Source organism: Pantoea sp. FN0302, from assembly GCF_050113775.1.
In the GTDB taxonomy this organism is placed as follows: Bacteria; Pseudomonadota; Gammaproteobacteria; order Enterobacterales; family Enterobacteriaceae; genus Mixta; species Mixta alhagi.
Map to the genome: position 1 here is coordinate 180,930 of NZ_JBNJSM010000003.1, position 22,557 is coordinate 203,486.

At 53.8% G+C, this 22,557-nt stretch carries 23 protein-coding genes; 17 read left to right on the forward strand and 6 right to left on the reverse strand.

What is annotated here, in order from left to right; genetic code table 11:
* Positions 1 to 23 precede the first annotated feature (23 nt).
* From hflK to ACQE32_RS13775, 8 genes are all read left to right on the forward strand, one after another.
* Positions 24 to 1,262, forward strand: a complete 1,239-nt coding sequence (gene hflK, locus ACQE32_RS13740; protein WP_250650965.1) for an FtsH protease activity modulator HflK — start codon at positions 24 to 26, stop codon at positions 1,260 to 1,262.
* A gap of 3 nt (positions 1,263 to 1,265) precedes the next feature.
* Positions 1,266 to 2,273, forward strand: a complete 1,008-nt coding sequence (gene hflC, locus ACQE32_RS13745) for a protease modulator HflC (RefSeq protein WP_250650964.1) — start codon at positions 1,266 to 1,268, stop codon at positions 2,271 to 2,273.
* A gap of 228 nt (positions 2,274 to 2,501) precedes the next feature.
* On the forward strand, positions 2,502 to 2,702 hold the full coding sequence (locus ACQE32_RS13750; protein WP_085069869.1) for a DUF2065 domain-containing protein: 201 nt from the start codon (positions 2,502 to 2,504) through the stop codon (positions 2,700 to 2,702).
* Positions 2,703 to 2,857: 155 nt separating this feature from the next.
* A complete protein-coding gene (locus ACQE32_RS13755) occupies positions 2,858 to 4,156 on the forward strand; it encodes an adenylosuccinate synthase (protein ID WP_085069870.1) in 1,299 nt (432 codons plus the stop codon).
* Between the two features lie 207 nt (positions 4,157 to 4,363).
* Complete coding sequence (gene nsrR / locus ACQE32_RS13760; protein WP_426973259.1) at positions 4,364 to 4,810, forward strand: nitric oxide-sensing transcriptional repressor NsrR; 447 nt, start codon at positions 4,364 to 4,366, stop codon at positions 4,808 to 4,810.
* Positions 4,811 to 4,826: 16 nt separating this feature from the next.
* Entirely contained in the window at positions 4,827 to 7,259 is a 2,433-nt protein-coding gene (rnr, locus tag ACQE32_RS13765) for a ribonuclease R (protein ID WP_426973260.1), read from the forward strand.
* Between the two features lie 75 nt (positions 7,260 to 7,334).
* On the forward strand, positions 7,335 to 8,069 hold the full coding sequence (gene rlmB / locus ACQE32_RS13770; protein WP_085069873.1) for a 23S rRNA (guanosine(2251)-2'-O)-methyltransferase RlmB: 735 nt from the start codon (positions 7,335 to 7,337) through the stop codon (positions 8,067 to 8,069).
* 143 nt (positions 8,070 to 8,212) lie between these two features.
* A complete protein-coding gene (locus tag ACQE32_RS13775) occupies positions 8,213 to 9,838 on the forward strand; it encodes an isovaleryl-CoA dehydrogenase (RefSeq protein WP_426973261.1) in 1,626 nt (541 codons plus the stop codon).
* Here the strand turns inward: ACQE32_RS13775 and bsmA are convergent.
* Together bsmA and ACQE32_RS13785 are read right to left on the reverse strand one after the other, a co-directional pair.
* Positions 9,812 to 10,144 carry a biofilm peroxide resistance protein BsmA gene (gene bsmA, locus ACQE32_RS13780; protein WP_426973262.1) on the reverse strand — a complete coding sequence of 111 codons (333 nt, stop codon included), beginning with the start codon at positions 10,142 to 10,144 and terminating at the stop codon, positions 9,812 to 9,814. The genes ACQE32_RS13775 and bsmA overlap by 27 nt on opposite strands.
* Before the next feature lie 55 nt (positions 10,145 to 10,199).
* The gene (locus tag ACQE32_RS13785) at positions 10,200 to 12,131 is read right to left on the reverse strand and encodes a methyl-accepting chemotaxis protein (RefSeq protein WP_426981882.1); all 1,932 of its coding nucleotides are present in this window, start codon (positions 12,129 to 12,131) and stop codon (positions 10,200 to 10,202) included.
* A 147-nt stretch (positions 12,132 to 12,278) separates the two neighbouring features.
* Here ACQE32_RS13785 and yjfP point away from each other — a divergent pair, with 147 nt between their 5' ends.
* The 5 genes from yjfP (at position 12,279) to rplI (ending at position 14,734) form a co-directional block, all read left to right on the forward strand.
* Positions 12,279 to 13,082, forward strand: a complete 804-nt coding sequence (gene yjfP / locus ACQE32_RS13790; protein WP_427021943.1) for an esterase — start codon at positions 12,279 to 12,281, stop codon at positions 13,080 to 13,082.
* Positions 13,083 to 13,292: 210 nt separating this feature from the next.
* A complete protein-coding gene (gene rpsF / locus ACQE32_RS13795) occupies positions 13,293 to 13,688 on the forward strand; it encodes a 30S ribosomal protein S6 (RefSeq protein ID WP_104958681.1) in 396 nt (131 codons plus the stop codon).
* Positions 13,689 to 13,694: 6 nt separating this feature from the next.
* The gene (priB, locus tag ACQE32_RS13800; protein WP_085069878.1) at positions 13,695 to 14,012 is read left to right on the forward strand and encodes a primosomal replication protein N; all 318 of its coding nucleotides are present in this window, start codon (positions 13,695 to 13,697) and stop codon (positions 14,010 to 14,012) included.
* A gap of 4 nt (positions 14,013 to 14,016) precedes the next feature.
* Positions 14,017 to 14,244: a 30S ribosomal protein S18 gene (gene rpsR / locus ACQE32_RS13805; protein WP_000135199.1), complete on the forward strand. Its 228-nt coding sequence runs from the start codon at positions 14,017 to 14,019 to the stop codon at positions 14,242 to 14,244.
* A 40-nt stretch (positions 14,245 to 14,284) separates the two neighbouring features.
* On the forward strand, positions 14,285 to 14,734 hold the full coding sequence (gene rplI / locus ACQE32_RS13810; protein WP_085069879.1) for a 50S ribosomal protein L9: 450 nt from the start codon (positions 14,285 to 14,287) through the stop codon (positions 14,732 to 14,734).
* A gap of 82 nt (positions 14,735 to 14,816) precedes the next feature.
* Here the strand turns inward: rplI and ACQE32_RS13815 are convergent, their stop codons facing one another.
* Positions 14,817 to 15,365 carry a LysM-like peptidoglycan-binding domain-containing protein gene (locus ACQE32_RS13815; protein WP_427021944.1) on the reverse strand — a complete coding sequence of 183 codons (549 nt, stop codon included), beginning with the start codon at positions 15,363 to 15,365 and terminating at the stop codon, positions 14,817 to 14,819.
* Between the two features lie 216 nt (positions 15,366 to 15,581).
* Here ACQE32_RS13815 and fklB point away from each other — a divergent pair, with 216 nt between their 5' ends.
* Together fklB and ACQE32_RS13825 are read left to right on the forward strand one after the other, a co-directional pair.
* The gene (fklB, locus tag ACQE32_RS13820) at positions 15,582 to 16,202 is read left to right on the forward strand and encodes an FKBP-type peptidyl-prolyl cis-trans isomerase (RefSeq protein ID WP_085069883.1); all 621 of its coding nucleotides are present in this window, start codon (positions 15,582 to 15,584) and stop codon (positions 16,200 to 16,202) included.
* Between the two features lie 137 nt (positions 16,203 to 16,339).
* Entirely contained in the window at positions 16,340 to 16,723 is a 384-nt protein-coding gene (locus tag ACQE32_RS13825) for a class IIb bacteriocin, lactobin A/cerein 7B family (protein WP_427021945.1), read from the forward strand.
* Positions 16,724 to 16,869: 146 nt separating this feature from the next.
* On the opposite strand, the gene ACQE32_RS13830 is transcribed toward ACQE32_RS13825, so the two are convergent.
* Positions 16,870 to 18,810: a bifunctional 2',3'-cyclic-nucleotide 2'-phosphodiesterase/3'-nucleotidase gene (locus tag ACQE32_RS13830; protein ID WP_426973275.1), complete on the reverse strand. Its 1,941-nt coding sequence runs from the start codon at positions 18,808 to 18,810 to the stop codon at positions 16,870 to 16,872.
* Positions 18,811 to 19,135: 325 nt separating this feature from the next.
* Between ACQE32_RS13830 and cysQ the strand changes: the two genes are divergently transcribed.
* Complete coding sequence (cysQ, locus tag ACQE32_RS13835; RefSeq protein ID WP_426973277.1) at positions 19,136 to 19,879, forward strand: 3'(2'),5'-bisphosphate nucleotidase CysQ; 744 nt, start codon at positions 19,136 to 19,138, stop codon at positions 19,877 to 19,879.
* Positions 19,880 to 19,886: 7 nt separating this feature from the next.
* On the opposite strand, the gene ACQE32_RS13840 is transcribed toward cysQ, so the two are convergent.
* Positions 19,887 to 20,441 carry a YtfJ family protein gene (locus tag ACQE32_RS13840; protein WP_427021946.1) on the reverse strand — a complete coding sequence of 185 codons (555 nt, stop codon included), beginning with the start codon at positions 20,439 to 20,441 and terminating at the stop codon, positions 19,887 to 19,889.
* Positions 20,442 to 20,761: 320 nt separating this feature from the next.
* Here ACQE32_RS13840 and ACQE32_RS13845 point away from each other — a divergent pair, with 320 nt between their 5' ends.
* Positions 20,762 to 20,968 (forward strand): DUF1107 domain-containing protein, encoded by a 207-nt coding sequence (locus ACQE32_RS13845; protein ID WP_085069893.1) that lies wholly within the window; start codon positions 20,762 to 20,764, stop codon positions 20,966 to 20,968.
* A gap of 84 nt (positions 20,969 to 21,052) precedes the next feature.
* Here the strand turns inward: ACQE32_RS13845 and ACQE32_RS13850 are convergent, their stop codons facing one another.
* The gene (locus ACQE32_RS13850; RefSeq protein WP_250650954.1) at positions 21,053 to 22,375 is read right to left on the reverse strand and encodes a hemolysin family protein; all 1,323 of its coding nucleotides are present in this window, start codon (positions 22,373 to 22,375) and stop codon (positions 21,053 to 21,055) included.
* Positions 22,376 to 22,557 lie beyond the last annotated feature (182 nt).

Here is a 22,557-nt window from a genome sequence, read left to right on the forward strand (position 1 = left end):
CACACAATAAATGGAGTATAAACATGGCGTGGAATCAGCCCGGGAATAACGGACAAGACCGCGACCCGTGGGGAAGCAGCAATAATAAAGGCGGCAACTCTGGGGGTAATAAAGGAGGACGCGATCAGGGACCTCCCGATCTCGACGATATCTTCCGTAAGCTGAGCAAAAAGCTTGGCGGTCTGGGTGGCGGCAACAAGGGCGGCGATAGCTCGCGCAGCTCAGGTAACGGCGGTAAGCTGGTTGGTATTGTGGCCGTAGCGGCCGTGGTTATCTGGGCCGCAAGCGGCTTCTATACCATCAAAGAAGCGGAGCGAGGTGTGGTGACGCGCTTTGGTCAGTTTAGCCATCTGGTTGAGCCGGGCCTGAACTGGAAACCGACCTTTATCGATCAGGTTCGTGCCGTTAACGTTGAAGCGGTACGTGAACTGGCTGCTTCTGGCGTGATGCTGACGTCGGACGAAAACGTGGTGCGCGTCGAGATGAACGTGCAGTATCGCGTGACCGATCCGGAGCGCTATCTGTTTGCGGTCACCAGTGCTGATGACAGCCTGCGTCAGGCCACCGACAGCGCGCTACGTGGCGTTATCGGCCGCTCCAGCATGGATCGTATTTTGACTGAAGGACGTACCGTGGTGCGTAGCGAAACGCAGCGCGAAATCGATGAGACCATCCGTCCTTACGACATGGGTATTACCGTGCTGGACGTAAACTTCCAGGCGGCGCGTCCGCCAGAAGAAGTGAAGGCCGCGTTTGATGACGCGATTGCCGCCCGTGAAAACCGCGAGCAGTACGTTCGCGAAGCAGAAGCCTATGCGAATGAAGTTCAGCCGCGCGCTAACGGTCAGGCGCAGCGTATTCTGGAAGAGGCACGCGCGTATAAATCCCGCACCGTGTTAGAGGCTCAGGGTGAAGTCGCGCGCTTCGCTAAAATTCTGCCGGAATACAAAGCCGCACCGGAAATTACCAAAGAACGTTTGTATATCGAAACCATGGAGCGCGTGCTGAGCGGTACACGTAAGGTTTTGGTAAACAGCAACAACAATAATCTGATGGTGTTGCCGCTGGATCAACTGATGCGGGGCGCGGGTTCAACCAATGCCGCTGGCAGCCAGGAGAGTAGCAGCCTGATGCGTCTGCCGCCGGCGACCGGCAGCAACGATCGCGCCAACAGCGGTTCGTCCTTCTCACAGGATGACATTATGCAAAGCCGCCGTGCTAACGCACAGCGCAATGACACCCAGCGCGAAGGGAGAGAGTAAGCGATGCGTAAGCCATTAATCGTATTAATTATCGTTGTGCTGGTGGTGCTTTACGCGTCATTGTTTGTGGTTCAGGAAGGTCAGCGTGGAATCGTGCTGCGTTTCGGCAAAGTTCTGCGTGATGATGAAAACAAGCCGCAGGTTTTTGAACCGGGCCTGCATTTCAAAATTCCGTTCCTGGAGTCGGTGAAGACGCTCGACGCACGTATCCAGACCATGAATAACCAGGCCGATCGCTTTGTGACCAAAGAGAAAAAGGATCTGATTGTGGATTCTTATATCAAATGGCGCATCAGCGACTTTAGCCGTTACTACCTCGCAACCGGCGGCGGTGATATTTCACAGGCCGAAGTGCTGCTGAAGCGTAAATTCAGTGACCGTCTGCGTTCAGAAATGGGCCGTCTTGATGTTAAAGACATTGTGACCGATTCCCGTGGACGCCTGACCACTGACGTACGCGATGCGCTGAACACCGGTAGCGCCGGACGTGATGATGAAGTCCAGACCCCGGCAGCGGATGATGCTATTGCCAGTGCGGCAGCGCGCGTAGAGCGTGAAACCAACAGCAGCGGACCGGCAATTAACCCGAACAGTATGGCTGCGTTGGGTATTGAGGTGGTTGATGTGCGCATTAAGCAGATCAACCTGCCAACTGAGGTTTCCGATGCGATTTACAACCGTATGCGCGCTGAGCGTGAAGCGGTAGCGCGTAGTCAGCGTTCGCAAGGTCAGGAAGAGGCAGAAAAATTGCGTGCTCAGGCGGACTATCAGGTCACCCGCACTCTGGCAGAAGCGCAGCGTGAAGCTTTAATCACACGTGGTGAAGGCGATGCCGAAACGGCTAAGCTGTATGCCGATGCGTTTAGTCAGGATCCCGATTTCTACGCCTTTATTCGTAGCCTGCGCGCCTATGAGAAGAGCTTCAATAACAATCAGGATGTGATGGTGTTAAGCCCGGACAGTGATTTCTTCCGTTATATGAAATCGCCTTCTGGTGCCGCAACACGCTAAACCCGTGAAAAGAGCCGACAGCCTGTCGGCTCTTTTTTTGCCTCTTTTTCGGCTCCCGCTTCTTTATCGCACAACGTGATCCCCCTGTTTAGCCTGATAAAATTCAACAGATGACGTCATGATATATCCCGTCACTCTTTTTACATCCGCTTCAGCTAACCCTGTATTTACTGATTCTGTATCCGTGTGCATAATCGCCTGCTTCTGCCCGTTTGCTACTGAGAAATAATGAATACAACCATTTGGATGGCGCTGGCGTTAGTGCTGGTATTAGAAGGCCTTGGGCCAATGCTGTGGCCGCGTGTCTGGCGGCGTATGATCCTGGCCATGGCACAATTACCGGATCGTCTGCTGCATCGCTTTGGCGGTGGGATTGTGGTGGCTGGCGCGGTGGTTTACTACATGTTGAGTGTTCACGGCGGCAGTTAATGCCATATCCAGGAAAGGCTTTTCACAGAGGCAAAATGGCAGGGAACGCCTGGTGAAATCAGCCGTAAAAAACTGCGCAATCGTATGCTAAAAGTGCTGAAAGTGGAAAATCATGGTGGTAGAATCCTTTTTTAAGCAATCGGTGGTTTCAAAAAATGGGTAAGAACGTTGTCGTACTGGGCACCCAATGGGGTGACGAAGGCAAAGGTAAGATTGTTGACCTTCTGACAGAGCGCGCTAAATACGTTGTGCGCTATCAAGGCGGCCATAATGCGGGTCATACGCTTGTCATCAACGGTGAAAAAACCGTTCTCCACTTAATTCCTTCTGGCATCCTGCGTGAAAACGTCACCAGCATCATCGGCAACGGTGTAGTGCTGTCTCCGGCTGCGCTGATGAAAGAGATGAAAGGTCTGGAAGAACGCGGCGTCCCGGTACGTGAACGTCTGTTAATTTCTGAAGCTTGCCCGTTGATTCTGCAATATCATGTTGCGATGGATGTGGCGCGTGAAAAAGCGCGTGGCGCGAAGGCGATCGGCACCACCGGACGCGGCATCGGCCCCGCTTATGAAGATAAAGTTGCCCGCCGTGGCCTGCGCGTAGGCGATCTGTTTAACAAAGAAACCTTCGCCGTGAAGCTGAAAGAGATCGTTGATTTCTACAACTTCCAGCTGGTTCACTACTACAAAACAGATGCGGTCGACTATGACACCGTGTTGAAAGATGTCATGGAAGTCGCTGATATTCTGACCAGCATGGTTGTTGATGTCTCCGATCTGCTGGATAATGCGCGCAAGCGTGGCGACCTGATCATGTTTGAAGGCGCTCAGGGTACGCTGTTGGATATCGATCACGGCACCTACCCGTACGTGACTTCCTCTAATACCACCGCAGGCGGCGTAGCTACCGGCTCTGGTATTGGCCCGCGTTACGTTGATTATGTGCTGGGTATTATCAAAGCCTACTCAACCCGCGTTGGCGCCGGTCCGTTCCCGACCGAGCTGTTTGATGAAACCGGCGAGTTCCTGTGTGAAAAAGGCAATGAGTTTGGTGCCACCACCGGGCGTCGTCGTCGTACCGGCTGGCTGGATATCGTTGCCGTGCGCCGTGCGGTGCAGATTAACTCGCTGTCTGGCTTCTGCATGACCAAACTGGATGTGCTGGACGGGCTGAAAGAGGTTAAAATCTGCATTGGCTATCGTATGCCGGATGGTCGTGAAGTGACCACGACGCCGCTGGCTGCAGAAGGTTGGGAAGGCATTGAGCCGATCTATGAAACCCTGCCAGGCTGGAGCGAAAGCACGTTTGGCGCGAAGTCCGTTGATGCGCTGCCGCAAACCGCACGTGATTACATCAAGCGTGTTGAAGAACTGACGGGCGTACCGGTTGATATCATCTCTACCGGCCCGGACCGCAGCGAAACCATGATCCTGCGCCATCCATTTGACGCCTGATTATGTAAAAGGCCGGACACGCTCCGGCCTTTATCTTCTGACTTACTGCAGACGCACCGCGCTTTATTCCCATCCTTTTGCTTACCGCTTTTTCCTGAAATCCGGCTTGCTTAAAAAAATGCCCTTAATCTTATGGGCTGGTTTATCATCATTAGATAATAATTATGCTAAACGGATGAAATTCACCGGAAATTCACCGAGGTTATTGTGCAACTGACGAGCTTTACCGATTTTGGCCTGCGTGCGCTGATTTACATGGCGTCTTTACCCGCCGGGCAGATGACGAATATTACCCAGGTTACCGACACTTACGGCGTGTCGCGCAACCATATGGTCAAAATCATTAACCAACTGAGTCGTCTGGGCTATGTGGCTGCCGTTCGTGGCAAAAACGGTGGCATTCGCCTCGGAAAACCGGCATCAGAGATTGTTATTGGGCATGTTGTTCGGCAAATGGAGCCACTACAGCTGGTGAACTGTGATGCTTGCGCTATCACTTCCGCCTGCCGTCTACGTCAGGCGTTGAAAACCGCCACCGAACAATTTTTGCGTGAGCTGGACAACTACACGTTGGCCGATCTGGTGAAGGATAACCATCCGCTTTATAAAATTTTATTGCCGGAGCCTGGGATCCCCACGCTAACCGGCTACTGACAACGGAGGAACCGCTATGTCAAAAGATCCTTTTCAGGAAAGAGAAGCTGAAAAATATGAAAACCCTATTCCCAGCCGCGAATTTATCCTCGCCCATTTAGAAAAACGTGAAAAACCTGCCAGCCGGGAAGAGTTGGCTGTTGAAATGAACATTAGCGGTGAAGAGCAGCTTGAAGCGCTGCGCCGCCGACTGCGTGCCATGGAGCGTGACGGGCAACTGGTGTTCACTCGTCGTCAATGTTATGTGCTGCCTGAACGCCTGGATCTGCTGCGCGGTAAAGTAATGGGTCATCGCGATGGCTACGGCTTCCTGCGCGTGGAAGGGCAAAAAGATGATCTCTATCTCTCCGCTGAACAGATGAAGTTCTGCATGCACGGCGACGTTATCCTGGCGCAGCCGCTGGGTGCCGATCGTAAAGGCCGCCGTGAGGCTCGTGTGGTCCGTGTGCTTGAGCCGCGTAACAGCCAGATTGTTGGCCGCTATTTTACCGAAGCTGGCGTGGGCTTTGTGGTACCGGATGACAGTCGTCTGAGCTTCGATATTTTGATCCCGCCGGAAGAGATCATGAATGCGCGTATGGGCTCGGTGGTAGTGGTCGAGCTGGTGCAGCGCTCAACGCGTCGTACCAAAGCCATTGGCAAGATTACCGAAGTGCTGGGTGACAATATGGGCACCGGGCTGGCGGTGGATATGGCGCTGCGTACGCATGAAATCCCGCACGTCTGGCCGGCAGAGGTAGAAGAGCAGGTCGCTAAACTGCGTGAAGAGGTGCCGGAAGAGGCGAAGCAGGGCCGCGTGGATTTACGCCAGCTGCCGCTGGTAACCATCGACGGTGAAGATGCCCGCGACTTTGATGATGCGGTTTACTGCGAGAAAAAACGTGGCGGCGGCTGGCGTTTATGGGTTGCGATTGCAGACGTCAGCTATTACGTGCGCCCCGGCACGCCGCTGGACAACGAAGCGCATAATCGCGGCACCTCGGTTTATTTCCCGTCGCAGGTCGTCCCGATGCTGCCGGAAGTGCTCTCTAACGGCCTCTGTTCTCTGAACCCGCAGGTAGATCGTCTCTGCATGGTCTGCGAAATGACCATCTCCTCCAGCGGTAAGCTGACCGGCTATAAGCACTATGAAGCGGTGATGAATTCCCATGCGCGTCTGACCTACACCAAAGTCTGGTCGATTTTGCAGGGCAATCCGGAGCTGCGTGAACAGTATGCGCCGCTGGTGGGTCATCTCGAAGAGCTGCACCGTATGTATGAAGTGCTGGAAAAAGCGCGTGAGCAGCGCGGCGGCATCTCTTTCGAAACGGACGAAGCGAAATTTATTTTCAACGCCGAACGCCGTATTGAGCGCGTGGAGCGCACCGTACGTAACGATGCCCATAAGCTGATTGAAGAGTGCATGATCCTCGCCAACATCGCCTCGGCACGTTTCGTTGAGAAGCATAACGAGCCTGCGCTGTTCCGCGATCACGATCGTCCCAGCGATGAGAGCATCAAAAGCTTCCGCTCGGTGCTGGCCGAACTGGGCCTGTCGCTGCCTGGCGGCAACAAGCCGCAGCCGCTGGACTATGCCGAACTGCTGGAAACCATCGCTGACCGTCCCGATCACGAAATGCTGCAAACCATGCTGCTGCGCTCCATGAAGCAGGCGGTTTACGATCCGGAAAACCGTGGTCACTTCGGCCTGGCGCTCGCCTCCTATGCGCACTTTACGTCACCGATCCGCCGCTATCCCGATCTGCTGCTGCATCGGGCGATTAAGTATCTGCTGGCGCAACAGCAGGGCACGCTGCAGGGCAACAGCACGCCGACCGGCGGCTATCACTATGAAATGCAGCAGATGCTGCAGCTGGGCCTGCACTGCTCCTTAACCGAACGCCGTGCTGATGAAGCCACGCGTGACGTCGCTGACTGGCTGAAGTGTGACTTTATGCAGGATCAGGTGGGCAACACCTTTACCGGCGTGATTGCCAGCGTAACCGGCTTTGGCTTCTTTGTCCGTCTGAACGATCTGTTTATCGATGGGCTGGTGCATGTGTCGACGCTGGATAACGACTATTACCGCTTTGATGCGGTAGGGCAGCGCCTGATTGGCGAATCTGGCGGACGCACTTATCGTCTCGGCGATACCGTAGAAGTACGCGTTGAGGCGGTGCATATGGACGAGCGTAAAATCGACTTTGCGCTGATCTCCAGCCAGCGCAGCCCGCGCGGCGAAGGCAAAACCGCGCGTGAGAAGGCGAAGAAAGGCGCTTCCGGCAGCCATAACAAGCGCCGCCGCGAAATGCGGAAAACCGCGAATTTCGAGCCGGATGCAGCGTTCCGTGGCGACAAAAAACCTGCGAAGCCAAAAGGCGAGAAAAAAGCGAAAAAACCGTCGGAAAAAACGCGTAAAATCGCCGCCGCAACCAAAGCTAAGCGTGCATCGAAGAAAAAAGAGGCATAAGCGGTAACAGGCAATCCCTGTCGCGCCGCAGGCCAAAGGGCGGCAGGGCCGCCCGTAACCAGCATCGGATAACATATGAGTGAAGTAGTTTTCGGCATTCACGCCGTACAGGCGCTTTTAGAGCGCGATCCGCAACGTTTCCAGCAGGTCTGGATCCTGAAAGGCCGTGACGATCGTCGTCTGCAGTCGCTGATTACTGCGCTGGAAGCGCAGGGGATCGTGATTCAGGTTGCTACGCGCCAGTGGCTCGACAGTAAATCAGAAGGCGCTGTGCATCAGGGTATCGTGGCGCAGGTAAAACCAGGAAGGCAGTATCAGGAAGGCGATCTGCCGGATCTGCTGGCGTCGATTGAATCGCCGCTGCTGTTGATCCTGGATGGCGTCACCGATCCGCATAACCTTGGTGCCTGCCTGCGCAGTGCGGATGCCGCTGGCGTGCATGCGGTTATCGTACCGAAAGATCGTTCTGCTGCGCTGAACGCCACGGCGAAAAAAGTTGCCAGCGGCGCGGCGGAGAATGTCCCGCTGATTCGGGTGACCAACCTGGCGCGCACCATGCGTCTGCTGCAGGAGTATCATGTCTGGATTGTCGGCACTGCAGGCGAAGCGACCCATGAAATATGGGAAAGCAAAATGACCGGTCCGCTGGCACTGGTGATGGGCGCGGAAGGCGAAGGCATGCGCCGTCTGACGCGTGAGCACTGTGATGATCTGATCAAACTGCCTATGGCGGGCAGCGTCTCTTCACTGAACGTTTCGGTAGCGACCGGCATTTGCCTGTTTGAAGCGGTACGTCAGCGTCGCGGCTGATCGCTGCGGGGCGTGATGAGCGCCCCGAATATCCTCTCTGTTACGGGCATCTTCTGCGGCTTTCTGCATAATGACTCTACTGCTGGATAATTCAAAGCCCTGGCCGCTGGCTCATCGGGCTTTCCGCATGGAGATCCCCGCTTATGTCCGTTACCCATACCGTTTTTAATCAGCCTCGCCCACTCAGCAATAGCAACCTGTTTCTTTCCGATACGCCGCTGCGTGAAGCCGTGGCGCGCTTTGGTGCGAACTGGGACCAGGATCTGCTGGCATCGGTAGGGCAGCAGCTTGGCAGCAGCGAGTCGCTGGAGCTGGGAAGGCTGGCTAACGCTTTTCCCCCTGAGCTGCTGCGCTACGACGCGCGCGGCGAACGGCTGGATGATTTACGCTTTCATCCTGCCTGGCACCTGTTGATGCAGGGGCTGTGCGCTAACCGCGTGCATAACCTGCCCTGGCAGGCCGGGGCGCGCTCAGGCGCGTTTGTGGCCCGCGCTGCGCGTTTTATCCTGCACGGGCAGGTAGAAGCTGGCACGCTTTGCCCTGTTACCATGACTTTTGGCGCGACGCCGCTGTTGCAGACCAGCCTGCCGTCCCTGTTTGCCGACTGGCTGCCGCCGTTATTAAGCGATCGTTACGATGCACACCTCCACGCTGCGCCGCAAAAGCGCGGGCTGCTGATCGGCATGGGCATGACGGAAAAGCAGGGCGGTACCGATGTCCTGAGCAATACCACGCGCGCAGAACCTGTTGCAGCGCGCGGTAACGGCGAGAGTTATCGTCTTACCGGCCATAAATGGTTCTTTTCTGTGCCGCAGAGTGATGCGCATCTGGTGCTGGCGCAGGCGCCGGGCGGCATCAGCTGTTTTTTCTTGCCGCGCCTGCTGCCGGACGGTACGCGCAACGCGGTACGCATTGAACGCCTGAAAGATAAGTTGGGCAATCGCTCTAACGCCAGCAGTGAAGTAGAGTTTGACGGCGCAACAGGCTGGCTGTTAGGCGACGAAGGCGACGGCGTGCGTCAAATTTTAAGAATGGGCGGCTATACCCGTTTCGACTGTGCGCTGGGCAGCCATAGCCTGATGCGGCGCGCCTTCTCAGTGGCGCTCTATCATGCGCATCAGCGTCAGATGATGGGAAAAACGCTGGTTGAGCAACCGCTGATGCGTCAGCAGCTCTGTCAGCAGGCGCTGCAGCTGGAAGGGCAGACCGCCCTGTTAATGCGTATCGCTCATGCCTTTTCGCAACCGGCGGATGAACAGCAGCGTGCTTATGTGCGTCTGTTTACGCCTGCCGCGAAGTTTGCAGTGTGTAAAAACGCGACGCCTTTCATCGCTCAGGCGATGGAGATATTAGGCGGCATCGGCTATTGCGAAGAGAGTGAGCTACCGCGTCTTTATCGCGAAGCGCCGGTAAACAGCATCTGGGAAGGCGCAGGTAATGTTATGTGTCTGGATGTGCTGCGGGTGTTGAGAAAGCAGCCAGCGGTAACAGAGATGCTGGCTGCTCAGTTTGATGAGGTTAAAGGCCTTAACCGCCATTTCGATAGCTGCTGGCGTCAGCTCAAACTGCGGCTGCGGAAGCCGCAGGAGGCGCAGGCGCGCGCGATAACCAGTCAGCTGGTGTTATTAGCGACTGGCCAACAGCTTTTGACCACCCTGGAACCACCGTTGGCGGATGCCTGGTGTCAGCACTTTTTAGATACGCGCGGCGCGGTATCTGTTGCAAACGCTGTTGGCGAACGTTTATTGCTGCGTGCCAGCGGTGGATGAGCCCGCCGGGCCATACAGCACCGCTGAGGCGTACCACATTCCCGGCATCACCGTTTCGCTGAGCGCCACTATCTGATAATAGGTGGCGCCAGCCTGATTGGCCTTTCGCGCAATTTCGCGCTGGGCATCGTCCGGCGAGCCGCGCGTAGTGCTGGTAATGCTGCCCAGCCTTGGCAGGTTAGCGGTCTGCGCCCGGTGAATCTCTTGGGCCTGCGGCAACGGCGGCGGCGGCGCTTCCGGCGTCGAACGCAGCGTACTGCAGGCGCTTAAGGTCAGAGTTAACAGCAGTAAAGGCCAGTAACGCATCGTAAACTCCTCACGGTAGGGGATCGCTAAAGTGTATGCGATCCCCACTGTTCCGTTAGCCTTTCAGGGTAAAAACACTCACCAGCTCGGTCAGATGATGACCTTTTTTGCTAAGCTCATGCGCTGTTTCTTCTGACTGGGCCACCAGCTCGGTATTTTGATGCGTTGCCTGGCCGATCTGCGTCATCGCGATATTGACCTGACCGATCCCGGCGGACTGCTCCTGAGAGGCGATATTAATTTCGCCCATCAGCGCTTTAACCTGCTCAATGCGGGTAACAATATTTTCCATCGCGCTGCGCGTTTGTTCGGACAGGATATGGCCCTGATTCACGCTGCTAATAGAGTTACTGATCAGCCCATCGATCTCCTTCGCTGCCTGCGCGCTACGGCTCGCCAGCGCGCGGACTTCAGCCGCAACAACCGCGAACCCTTTACCATGCTCGCCTGCGCGTGCTGCTTCTACCGCTGCGTTCAGTGCGAGGATATTGGTCTGAAAGGCAATGGATTCAATGACGTGGGTGATATCAGCAATGCTCTGTGAGGAGACCTTGATCGCCGACATGGTATTGACCGAGTGCGCGACCGTTTCGCCGCCTTGCTGCACGGCGCTTGCGGCTTCCGCTACCAGCTGTAGCGCCTGCGCAACGTTCTCCGCATTCTGTCCAACGGTAGCGCCCAACTGCTCCATACTGGCGGAGGTTTCTTCTACGCTGCTGGCCTGGCGGGTAATTTGCTCGCTGATATTTTCACTGCTGACGGCAATCGCGTCGGTGCCCTGACTAATATCCTGCGCGGCGGTGCGCACCTGGGAAACGATTCGTTCCAGCCCGTCACCGATGCCGTTGATGGCGGTAATCAGCTGGCCTACCTCATCTTTACGCTGCGTTTGCAACGTTGCCTGCAGGTTGCCGTCCGCATACTGTTCAGCCAGATGGATCACCTTCTGTAGCGGAACGCTAACCCAGCGGCGCGTGATAACGACAAAACCTACGGCAAACAGGATCACCAGTCCCATCCCAAGCAGCAGGAAAGTATTGCGGGCCGAAGTAATGGGCGCCAGCAGGCTGTCTTTATCCACATCACCAAGAATGATCCAGTTCCAGCCAGGCAGATGCTGCCAGGCAACGATACGCGGTTCGCCATCCTGTACCGTTTCCAGCGTGCCGCTCTGCTGGGTGGTGAGCTGCTGCATGGTTTCCGGCGACCAGTGCGCCATTTTCCCCTCTTCTTGCGGATGGAACAGCCAGGTACCGCGAGAAGTTCCTGCCGCGCCGTTCATCACCATAAAGCGGCCGGTATCGCTGAAGGACTTATCCAGCACTTTATCGCGCATCAGCGCGATCTGCTTACCGATCTCCACGCCGACAAACAGGATGCCAACAACCGTCCCGCTGGCATCTTTTACCGGCTGGTACTGGGTGATGTAGCGTTTGCCGAACAGGGAGGCCAGGCCGCGATACGCTTCACCTTTACTTACCTGGGCGAAGGCCGGGCTTTGGCGATCGAGCTGAGTTCCCATCGCACGCGAACCGTCTTCCTTCAGCAGTGAGGTGGCAACACGCACGTAGTTATCGCCGTCACGGACAAAAATCGTTGAAATAGCGCCGGTACGCGCTAAAAAGTCATCAACAACGGTTTCATCCAGATTCAGGGTTTTTAACCCGGCGCGTAAAGTTGGCGTAGAGAAGTCGCCTACCGTAATACGAGCGCTTTCATCACGGCTAAACTCTTTCGGCAGGAAGCTTTGGAACAGCCTGGTATAATTGGCTACTTCTTCGCTTAGCGTGGCGTTAAACATGCCCGCCATGTCGCCAATCCCTGCCACCTGGTTTTGCATATTTTCCAGCGTTAATGCCTGCAGCTGTTTGGCTGCATTATTGCTTAAAGCGAGCGTGAGGATAAAAAACAGCACGGCCACGCTCAACGAGGTCATGACAGACAGCTTGACGCCCAAACTGGCGCGGCTGAGTGAGAGACGCTTCATGAGTTCTACCTTTTGGTAATATTATGGGATCTCGTTAAACGGCAAAAAATGATGAATTTTTACCCTACAAACTGCAGGGAGAAGGATCTTTTTTTCTGCAGCTGATTGAGAAATCGCGCAATCCCTTATAATCAAAGGCTATTTTCCATGCATAGTGAACGGATCATGACGGCAATGACGCAGAAAAAAATCCCCACAGGTAGGGCGATCGATATTGTTACCGAATCTTTTAGCGGCATTGAGTGCCTGCATGCCGCGCCGGCTGGTCAGCGCGCTACCGCTCTGCCTGTGGTGATTTTCTGGCATGGTTACCTCTCATCCAAAGAAGTCTATGCCTGGGCTGCCGTCGCGCTGGCGCAGGCAGGCTGTCGCGTGATTATGCCGGATGCCGATCAGCATGGTTCCCGTTATGGCGGCAACAGCGCATACCGGCTGGCCCATTTCTGGGATATTTTGCGCAGCAGTATCGATGAGCTGCCGCAGCTGGAAGCCGCGTTGCGAACGCAAGGCTTAATAGCCGAAGGCCGCTTCGGCGTGGCGGGCGCCTCAATGGGCGGCATGACCGCGTTAGGGGCCATGGCGCGCTATCCGCATATTAACCGCGTCGCCTGCCTGATGGGATCGGGCTATTTTATGTCGTTAAGTCAGACGCTCTTTCCGCCCATGCAGGCAGAAACGCCGGAAGAGCAGGCGGAACGGGCGCGCCTGCTGGCACCGCTCGCCGGATACGATCCCAGCCGTCAGCTGGAGCGGCTGGCGGATCGTCCGCTGCTGCTGTGGCATGGCGAAGCGGATGACGTTGTTCCGGCAGCGGAAACTCAACGGTTGGTTCAGGCGCTGACCAGCGCGCAGCTTGACCAGCAGCTTAGCTGGCTAACTGAACCAGGAGTAGGGCATAAAATAACGCCGCAGGCGTTAGAGGCGCTGGTCAATTTTTTCGCATCTCTTTGATAGTTGAGATGAAGGGCGCAGGCGGGAGAGCATAATGCGCTGCCGCCCCGACCCGGCGCTTTTTTTCCGTGATTCCCGCTTGAGTTTCCCCCGCCATGCCAGTATGATTACGCGTCAATTTTTTCAGCCGTACACTTAAAACGTTCCTTGCTTCCATGGGCCGCGGTTGACCCTGACAGGAGGCTGAATAATCCGTAAGGAGCAAATTCGATGCGTCATTACGAAATCGTCTTTATGGTTCATCCTGACCAGAGCGAACAAGTTCCGGGCATGATCGAGCGCTACACTGGTGCCATCACTGGTGCAGAAGGTAAGATTCACCGTCTGGAAGACTGGGGTCGCCGTCAGCTGGCTTACCCGATCAACAAACTGCACAAAGCGCATTACGTTCTGCTGAACGTAGAAGCACCGCAGGAAGTGATCGATGAGCTGGAAACTAACTTCCGCTTCAACGACGCCGTTATCCGCAGCATGGTTATGCGTACCAAAAACGCAGTAACCGAAGCATCTCCGATGGTTAAAGCGAAAGACGAGCGCCGTGAGCGTCGTGAAGATTTCGCTAACGAAACCTCTGACGATGCAGATGCCGGGGATTCTGAAGAGTAATCGACCGTGACGGCGAACCGGCTGCGTTTGTCTGGCACTGTGTGTCGGGCACCGTTGCAAAAAATAAGTCCGTCAGGGATTCCACACTGCCAGCTGGTGCTTGAGCATCGCTCGCAGCAGGAAGAGGCCGGATTCTTCCGGCAGGCCTGGTGTCGTATGCCCGTGATTATTAGCGGTAAGACGCATCAGGTGATTACTCAACATATAACGGTCGGCACGCAGCTTACCATTGAAGGCTTTATTTGCAGTCATCAAGGGCGCAATGGCCTCAGTAAAATTGTGCTGCATGCCGAGCAGATTGAATTGATAGATTCTGGAGACTAGCCAAATGGCACGTTATTTCCGTCGTCGCAAGTTCTGCCGTTTCACCGCGGAAGGCGTTCAAGAGATCGACTACAAAGATATCGCTACGCTGAAAAACTACATCACTGAAAGCGGTAAGATTGTACCGAGCCGTATCACCGGTACTCGCGCCAAATACCAGCGTCAGCTGGCTCGTGCTATCAAGCGCGCGCGCTACCTGTCTTTGCTGCCGTACACTGATCGTCATCAGTAATCGGCCACTGTCCAATTATCGACTTTGAGAGGATAAGGTAATGCAAGTTATTCTGCTTGATAAAGTAGCAAACCTGGGCGGCCTGGGCGATCAGGTTAACGTTAAAGCGGGCTATGCTCGTAACTTCCTGGTTCCGCAGGGCAAAGCTGTGCCGGCAACCAAGAAAAACGTTGAGTTCTTCGAAACTCGCCGTGCTGAACTGGAAGCCAAACTGGCTGACGTTCTGGCAGCAGCCAACGCTCGTGCTGAAAGCATCAATGCACTGGGCACCGTAACCATCGCTTCTAAAGCGGGTGACGAAGGCAAACTGTTCGGTTCTATCGGTACCCGTGACATCGCTGACGCTGTAACTGCAGCTGGCGTTGAAGTGGCTAAGAGCGAAGTTCGCCTGCCGAACGGCGTTCTGCGTACCACTGGTGAGCACGAAGTGAGCTTCCAGGTTCACAGCGAAGTGTTTGCTAAGCTGAACGTGAACGTAGTTGCTGAATAAGTTATTTCAGTAACATGAAAATGCCGGCCCTGGGCCGGCATTTTTGTTTTTGCATCTAACCACTGCTTGTTTCTGCTGCGTTTTATTGTGCTCGCAAAAAAGAGCCGTCCGGCTGGCGGGTAAACAGCACCGGGCCGTTCTCGCCCTCTACCGTAAGCCCGGTCACCACGCCATTGCTGTCCTGACGAATTTTCACCTGCTGTCCACTTTGCAGGCTGCTTAGCGGCTTATCATCGCCTTCAACGCGCGCCATCGCGAAAACATCGTTCACCTGGAGATTATTATCCCGGAATAGCTGCGCCAGCGTTTGACCAGAGGCGATCTGATAGCTGCGCCACTGACCATTATCCTGGGTGGGTTGCGCAGGCTGAGCGGGCGGCGTCGCAGGTGGGTTATCATAAATTTCCGCCTGCAGCGGCACCTCTTTACTGCCATTGTCGCTGGCCGGGCGCGGCGCACTGTCACGCGGCGCTGAGACTGGCCAGAGAAAAGCCAACAGCACCACGATAAGCACCAGAATAATGCCACGCCGATGCGCTGGCGGCAGTGGCTGCATCCAGCTAATACCATCCGGCAGATGCCAGAGGCGGGTCAGCCATAAGCGAATGCCAGAATGGGAGTCCTTGAGCATAATATTACCTCCGGCACCTTGTGCGCGTCGCGGTTGCTTTCCTCGATGCAGTATGGGCAAAAAAGACGCAAAGTGCCTGTCTGGGTTATAAAAATTGCGATGGCGTTATTGTTTCCTTTTCATTACAAAAAGTCATCGAAAGAATGCAGATTTTACCCCTGCAACGCAGGCTGTTATGCTGCGTCTTCTTTTGATTGATTGGTGAAAGGATAAAATATGACAACCCCTTCTTTTGACAGCCTTGAAGCGCAGGCAAGCTACGGTATTGGTTTGCAGGTAGGGCAGCAGTTGCTGGATTCTGGCCTGCAGGGATTACTGCCGGAAGCGATGGTAGCGGGCCTGCGTGATGCGCTGGAAGGGAATGCGCCAGCGGTACCGGTTGATGTAGTGCATCGCGCGCTGCGCGAAGTACATGAGCGTGCGGATGCCGTACGTCGTGAGCGTCAGCAGGCGATGGCGGCAGAAGGTCAAACCTGGCTGCAGGAAAACGCCCAGCGTGAAGGGGTAAACAGCACCGAATCCGGGCTGCAGTTCCGTGTCATCAATCAGGGTACCGGCCCGATTCCTTCTCGTCAGGACCACGTGCGCGTTCACTACACCGGTAAGCTGATCGACGGCACGGTATTTGACAGCTCGGTCGCGCGTGGCGAGCCAGCAGAGTTTCCGGTAAGCGGCGTGATTGCTGGCTGGATTGAAGCCCTGACGCTGATGCCGGTGGGTTCTAAATGGGAGCTGACGATTCCACACAATCTGGCCTATGGCGAGCGTGGCGCAGGCGCATCGATTCCACCGTTCAGTACGCTGATATTTGAAGTGGAATTATTAGACATTATCTAACCACTCTTATTTAATAATATAAAGGCAAAAAGGATAAACTTTTTGCCTTTATTATAATGTAGTAAAATTGCCTGTTGTTTCCCCTGCTTTGATTTTATTTATCCTTATTTATATATTTCCTAATTCGATGTATCCGAATGTTGCTTTATGAAATTGATTTTCACTATACTTTGCTTGCCTTAATAATAAGGAATTTAGTAAATCAACCTACACATAAAAGAGGGACTATTATGCGTCAGCTAAACGAAAAGGAAATGGAGCAAATCTCCGGTGGCCTGCTTGGTGTATTCGATAAAATCGGTTTGAATATTGGGGCCGCTATTGGCAGCATTGTAGATAAAGGGACTGCACTGGGCGGTCTGGTCACAAACGCAACAGAAGCAGGTACCCTGTTAGGCTCAGGCATTGGCAAACTGCTGGATTTGAACATCACAGGCGCAATCACCGATATCGGTAATGGTGTAGTCAGTATTGTCGATAACGGTTTGAGCGCTATCAAACAACTGTTCGGAAAAAAATAATGCTGTTTTACTCCAGATAATATTTTATAGCTTCCTTGATTATGTAAAACGGGTCATTTGTTTTCACGCTATGGGAGCTAATGGGATATTATTGCCTGGTGTTAATTCAGGAATCATAAAAAGCCAGCCGAAGCTGGCTTTTTATATTATTTTTGCAGGTCGATGCGATAAATAGCAAAGCCATTTTCGTCCTGGCTGATATAGCTTAGCGGATAACGACCATAGCGGGAAATAAAATCTGCGGCTTTCGCTGAGGGCGAGGTTTCAAAACGAATATCCAGCGGTACAGCGCTCTGAACAGGAGCCAGACGCCAGTTATTATCCGCCTGCGGATGCACTTCCCCCTGCGCTTTGGTTTGCGCGCTAATCCAGGCTGAAACGATCGCGCGGTTCTCATCAGGTGAAGAGAAAGCAATATATTTTTCTCCGGTCCCGGCAAACTTGCCGCCCCAGGCACGATAGTTATTGGTTGCGATCAGGAAGGTGGCGCTGGCCTCGATGGGTTTACCCTGCCAGGTGAGATTTTTAATGCGTGACGCTTGCGGATGAATTAACTGACATTCCTCATCATAACGAGCTGGTTGCGTCACATCTATCTGATAGTTCACGCCATCAATCACATCAAAATTATAGGTGCGGTAGTTCCAGTTAATCAGCGCCTGCGGCTGCCGCTGTTGCGGGTCGATCTGATTAAACTGTCCGGCAGAACATTCCAGCCATTGCTTTACCTGCTCGCCGTTAACTTTCATCACCACCAGCGTATTGGGATAGAGGTAAAGGTCTGCAGCGTTACGAAACGTGAGTTCGCCCTTTTCCACTTCCACATAGCTGGCCGGATCGTTTTTACGCCCTCCCGCTTTAAAAGGCGCGGCGGCGGAAAGCACCGGAATATTGGCCAGATCGGGGTCGCCCTGAATAAAATGCTCAACGTAAGCGCGCTGCGCGTTATTCACGATTTGCACCGTAGGATCGTCCTGCACCAGCGACAGATAGCTGTACATCACGTCTGAAGATTTACCGATCGGCTGTGCGACAAAATCACGCGTGGCGCGATGAGCGTCAGCCAGCACCTGCACCAGGGCGCGATCTTCCTGCGCCAGCGATTTTTTCGCCGCCTTATCATAAATTGGGCGCGCCTCGGCACGTGCCTGGGTCACTTTCCATTGTCCTTCGTCATTATTTAGCGTCAGATCCACTATGCCAAGGTGATCGCCCCACATGCCCGGCATGACCGCCGGTATTCCGTTGAGCGTGCCCTGTTTGATATCCGCACCGGGAATAGCGGCAAAATCGGCGCTGGGGAAGACGGCGTGCGCATGGCCAAACATAATGGCGTCAATGCCCGGCACTTTGCTGAGATACCACACGGAATTTTCAGCCAGCGCATGATAAGGTTCGCTCGATAAACCAGAGTGCGCGACGGCGATGATCACGTCCGCGCCCTGTTGACGCATCACAGGCACCCAACGTCTGGCGCTTTCAGTTATATCATCAACCGTTATTTTTCCCTGCAGGTTCGCCCGGTCCCAGACCATAATTTGTGGCGGTACAAAACCGATATAGCCCACGTTCAATGTGTAGCTTTTTCCGTCCCGCCCGATCACTTTCTCTGGTTTAATCAGCCAGGGAGTAAAGCGTGGTTTGCCCGTAGCGGTATCGATAATGTTGGCGTTGATATAGGGGAAATGTGCTCCTGCCAGCGCCTTCTGCAGATAGTCCAGACCATAGTTAAATTCATGATTACCCAGATTGCCGACGCTGTAGCCCAGCGTATTCATCGCCTGATAGACCGGATGCGTTTCTCCCGCCTTTAGTCCCTTTGCGGCCATGTAATCACCAAGCGGGCTGCCCTGGATAACGTCGCCGTTATCTACCAGCACGCTATTTTTAACTTCCGCACGCGCGCCAGCGATCAGCGTGGCGGTGCGCACCAGGCCAAATTTATCGCTGGGTTTGTCTTTGTAATAATCGAAATCCATCATGTTGCTGTGCAGATCGGTGGTTTCCATAATGCGAAAATCCACCGTGGCAGCGGAAAGCGGAATCGAAACCGTGGCCATCACCAGAAGCGCAGTACCCTTAACCATTTTTTCCTCCTGAAAGTAATCGCTACAAACTTCTCAAATTAATCTGCAAAGGTTACGTTTCATCGCACGAATTTGTGATAGCGAACAGATAAATAACCCTTATTAAGGTCTGTGACCGTTATGCGCGAAATGGCCCAGGGAAAGGGTAATGCAGTAATGCGTGAATTATGCTATTGATAACTAAACGATCTACAAATACGACTGGCTGGCAGCCGCTGACTGTGGCATCTGAATGCCAGCTGCTATGCTTAAACAGCATGATCAATCATCGTAAGTCCCGGCACTGTCGTCAGGCTTACTTCGGTCATCGACAAAGAGGTGAAAAATGTTAGAGCAAATCTGCCAGCTGGCGCGTGAAGCGGGCGACGCCATCATGAATATTTACGATGGTCAGGCGCCGCTCGACGTTTCTCACAAATCTGACGATTCGCCCGTGACCACTGCCGATATTGCGGCGCACCGCGTGATTATCCGGGGGCTGCAGCAGCTTACGCCCGAGGTGCCGATTGTTTCCGAAGAGGATCCGCCTGCTTTTGAGGTACGTCAGCACTGGCAGCGTTATTGGCTGGTCGATCCGCTGGATGGCACCAAAGAATTTATTAAACGTAACGGTGAGTTTACGGTAAATATCGCGCTGATCGATCAGGGCAAACCGGTACTTGGCGTTGTCTATGCGCCGGTGCTGGGCGTGATGTATTCCGCTGCGGAAGGTAAAGCCTGGAAAGAAGAGAACGGGCAAAAAACGCAGATTAAAATCCGTGATGCGCGACCGCCGCTGGTGGTTGTCAGCCGTTCTCATCAGGATGGCGATGAGCTGACGGAATATCTCAAGCAGCTGGGCGAACATCAAACGGTGGTCATTGGCTCCTCGCTTAAATTTTGCCTGGTTGCGGAAGGTAAGGCTCAGCTCTATCCGCGCTTTGGGCCGACCAACAGCTGGGACACCGCTGCTGGTCACGCGGTAGCGCTGGCCGCAGGCGCGCATGTTCATGACTGGAAAGGGCGCTCGCTGGACTATACGCCGCGCGAGTCCTTCCTCAACCCTGGCTTTCGCGTCTCTATTTTCTGAGGTGCATCTATTTAAGCAGCTGATGCAGCAGGGAGATAACCTGCTGCGTTTCTTGCGCCGTCAGCGCACCATCTTTTGCAAAGCGCACCCTGCCATATTTATCTAACACCACTACCGCAGAGCCGCCATCCTCCAGCTGCCAGGCCCGTTTCGCCGCACCGTTGCTGTCGACGATAAACTGTGACCAGGGATACTGTTTCTTATTGCTCTCAATGCTGCTGCGCACAAACATACCGGTACCGGGGATAGCGTCGTCAGTATTGATAATGGTGGTAGTTTGATAGCGATCCTGCGGCAGATGCGCCTGTTTTATCGCTTCCACCAGCGCAGCATTTTTCTCTTTAGCGGATGAGCGTCCGGCCATATGTTGCACCACGCGCACTTTACCGATCAGCTGCGCGCTATTCCACGGCTGATAGCTAAAATTATCCTGTTGATAGTTAAGCTCTCCTTTATCACTGATGCCTACCGGCGCAACGCGCTGGCCGTTGACAAAATCATGAGCATGGCTGCTAAAAGGCAGCAACAGGCTAAATACGAGGGCGAGCGGGGCGTGTCTCATTATTATCTCCATGTTGGAAGGTGATCCGACCAGTTGGTCATGTTTTTGAAATAATAAGCAGCCATTATGCTGCTGTCGCATCAACTTGCCAGCTTTGCGGCTGACTGCACAAATTGGCTCAGGCAGGGGGTTTATACTGCTTTATACGAGTGCATTAACAGAGTCTCCTGTAATGATGTGTCAATACAGTAAAAAAAGTTAATTTTAGGAACACAGGAAGCGGACGATGTTCTATAGTTTACCGGCACTTTGCGCTTCAAGGGCTCGTACCGATTTTGGCAACGGCGGAGCGTATTAATTTTTCAGGAGTTGAAAGCAACATGAAGATTTTTCAGCGTTATAATCCTTTCCAGATCGCCAAATACGTTAAAACACTGTTTAAAGGAAGGATTTACATCAAGGATGTAGGCGCGTTCGAGTTCGATAAAGGCAAAATCCTCGTTCCACGCGTTAAAGACAAGCAGCATTTTAGCGTAATGTCGGAAGTCAACCGTCAGGTGCTTCGGCTGCAGGCAGAGTATCAGTAATAAAACAGGGCGCGATTAACGCGCCCTTGTGCTGTCTGGCGGCAAACAATTGGCTGAGCCGCCTGAAAAATCCTGCAAACCTTCCTATTCTTCCATATCTTTGTTTATCGTCAGGGTTGCCGGACGTTCATCAATACGCGTAACCAGTAGCTGATCGATACGATAGCTATCAATATCCACCACTTCGAACTTATAGCCTGCAAACTTAACAAAATCGGTACGCTTGGGGATTTTGCGCAGCATGTACATCATGAAGCCGCCGATGGTTTCATAGTTGCCCGACTGCGGAAACTCGTTGATATCCAGCACGCGCATCACATCATCAATCGGTGTGCCGCCTTCTACCAGCCAGGAGTTTTCATCACGGGCGACAATCTGTTCTTCCAGCCCTTGCCCTACCAGATCGCCCATCAGCGTGGTCATTACGTCGTTCAGCGTAATAATGCCCACTACCAGCGCGTACTCGTTCATGATAACCGCAAAATCTTCACCGGCGGTTTTGAAGCTTTCCAGCGCTTCGGAAAGCGTCAGGGTATCAGGAACAATCAGCGCAGAACGGATTTGCAGGCCGCTGTTGAGCGCCATGCTTTGATTACCCAGCACGCGCAGCAGCAGCTCTTTGGAATCGACATAACCGACGATATGGTCGATATCGCCGTTACAGACTAAAAACTTGGAGTGGGGATGCAGCGCAATCTTCTCTTTCAGGCTGCTTTCTTCTTCATGCAGATCGAACCAGATAATGTTCTCACGCGAGGTCATTGAAGAAGGGACCGTGCGCGATTCCAGCTCAAACACATTCTCAATCAACTCATGCTCCTGCTTGCGCAGCACGCCCGCCAGCGCGCCCGCTTCCACAACGGCATAAATATCGTCAGAGGTGATGTCGTCTTTACGCACCATGGGAATTTTAAACAGGCGGAAAATCATGTTCGCCATACCGTTGAAGAACCACACCATCGGGCGGAACATCAGCAAACAGAAACGCATGGGATTAATAATGCGCAGCGCGATAGCTTCCGGCGAGATCATCCCGATACGCTTTGGCGTCAAATCGGCGAACAGAATAAACAGGCTGGTCACCAGGGTAAAGGAACAGATAAAACTGAGCTGTTCCGCCAGTTCAGGCGAAACCAGACCATCGAACAGTTTCTGGAAAGAAGGAGAAAAAGCGGAGTCGCCAACGATACCGCCAAGAATAGCCACGGCGTTCAGGCCAATTTGCACCACGGTAAAGAACATCCCCGGCGTTTCCTGCATTTTCAGCACGCGCTGCGCGTTGATATTGCCATCATCGGCCAGCAGTTTGAGTTTAATTTTACGCGCGGCGGCCAGCGATATTTCTGACAGAGAAAAGAAGGCGCTGATCGCAATCAACACGAGTATGACAAGCAAGCTATCTAACATAAAGATTCCGTTGGTTTTTGATACTTGTCATTTTTGGCCTGGGCAGCGCGCGTTGCGGCATCACTGCAGCTTTCCATTTATGCTGGGCTATCCGTGCCAAAAATGTCTGCGCCGGTTCGACACACAGGTCGGGGCAGAAAGGGATGATAACAGCCGCATAAGCGGCCGCTGTGGATTATAGC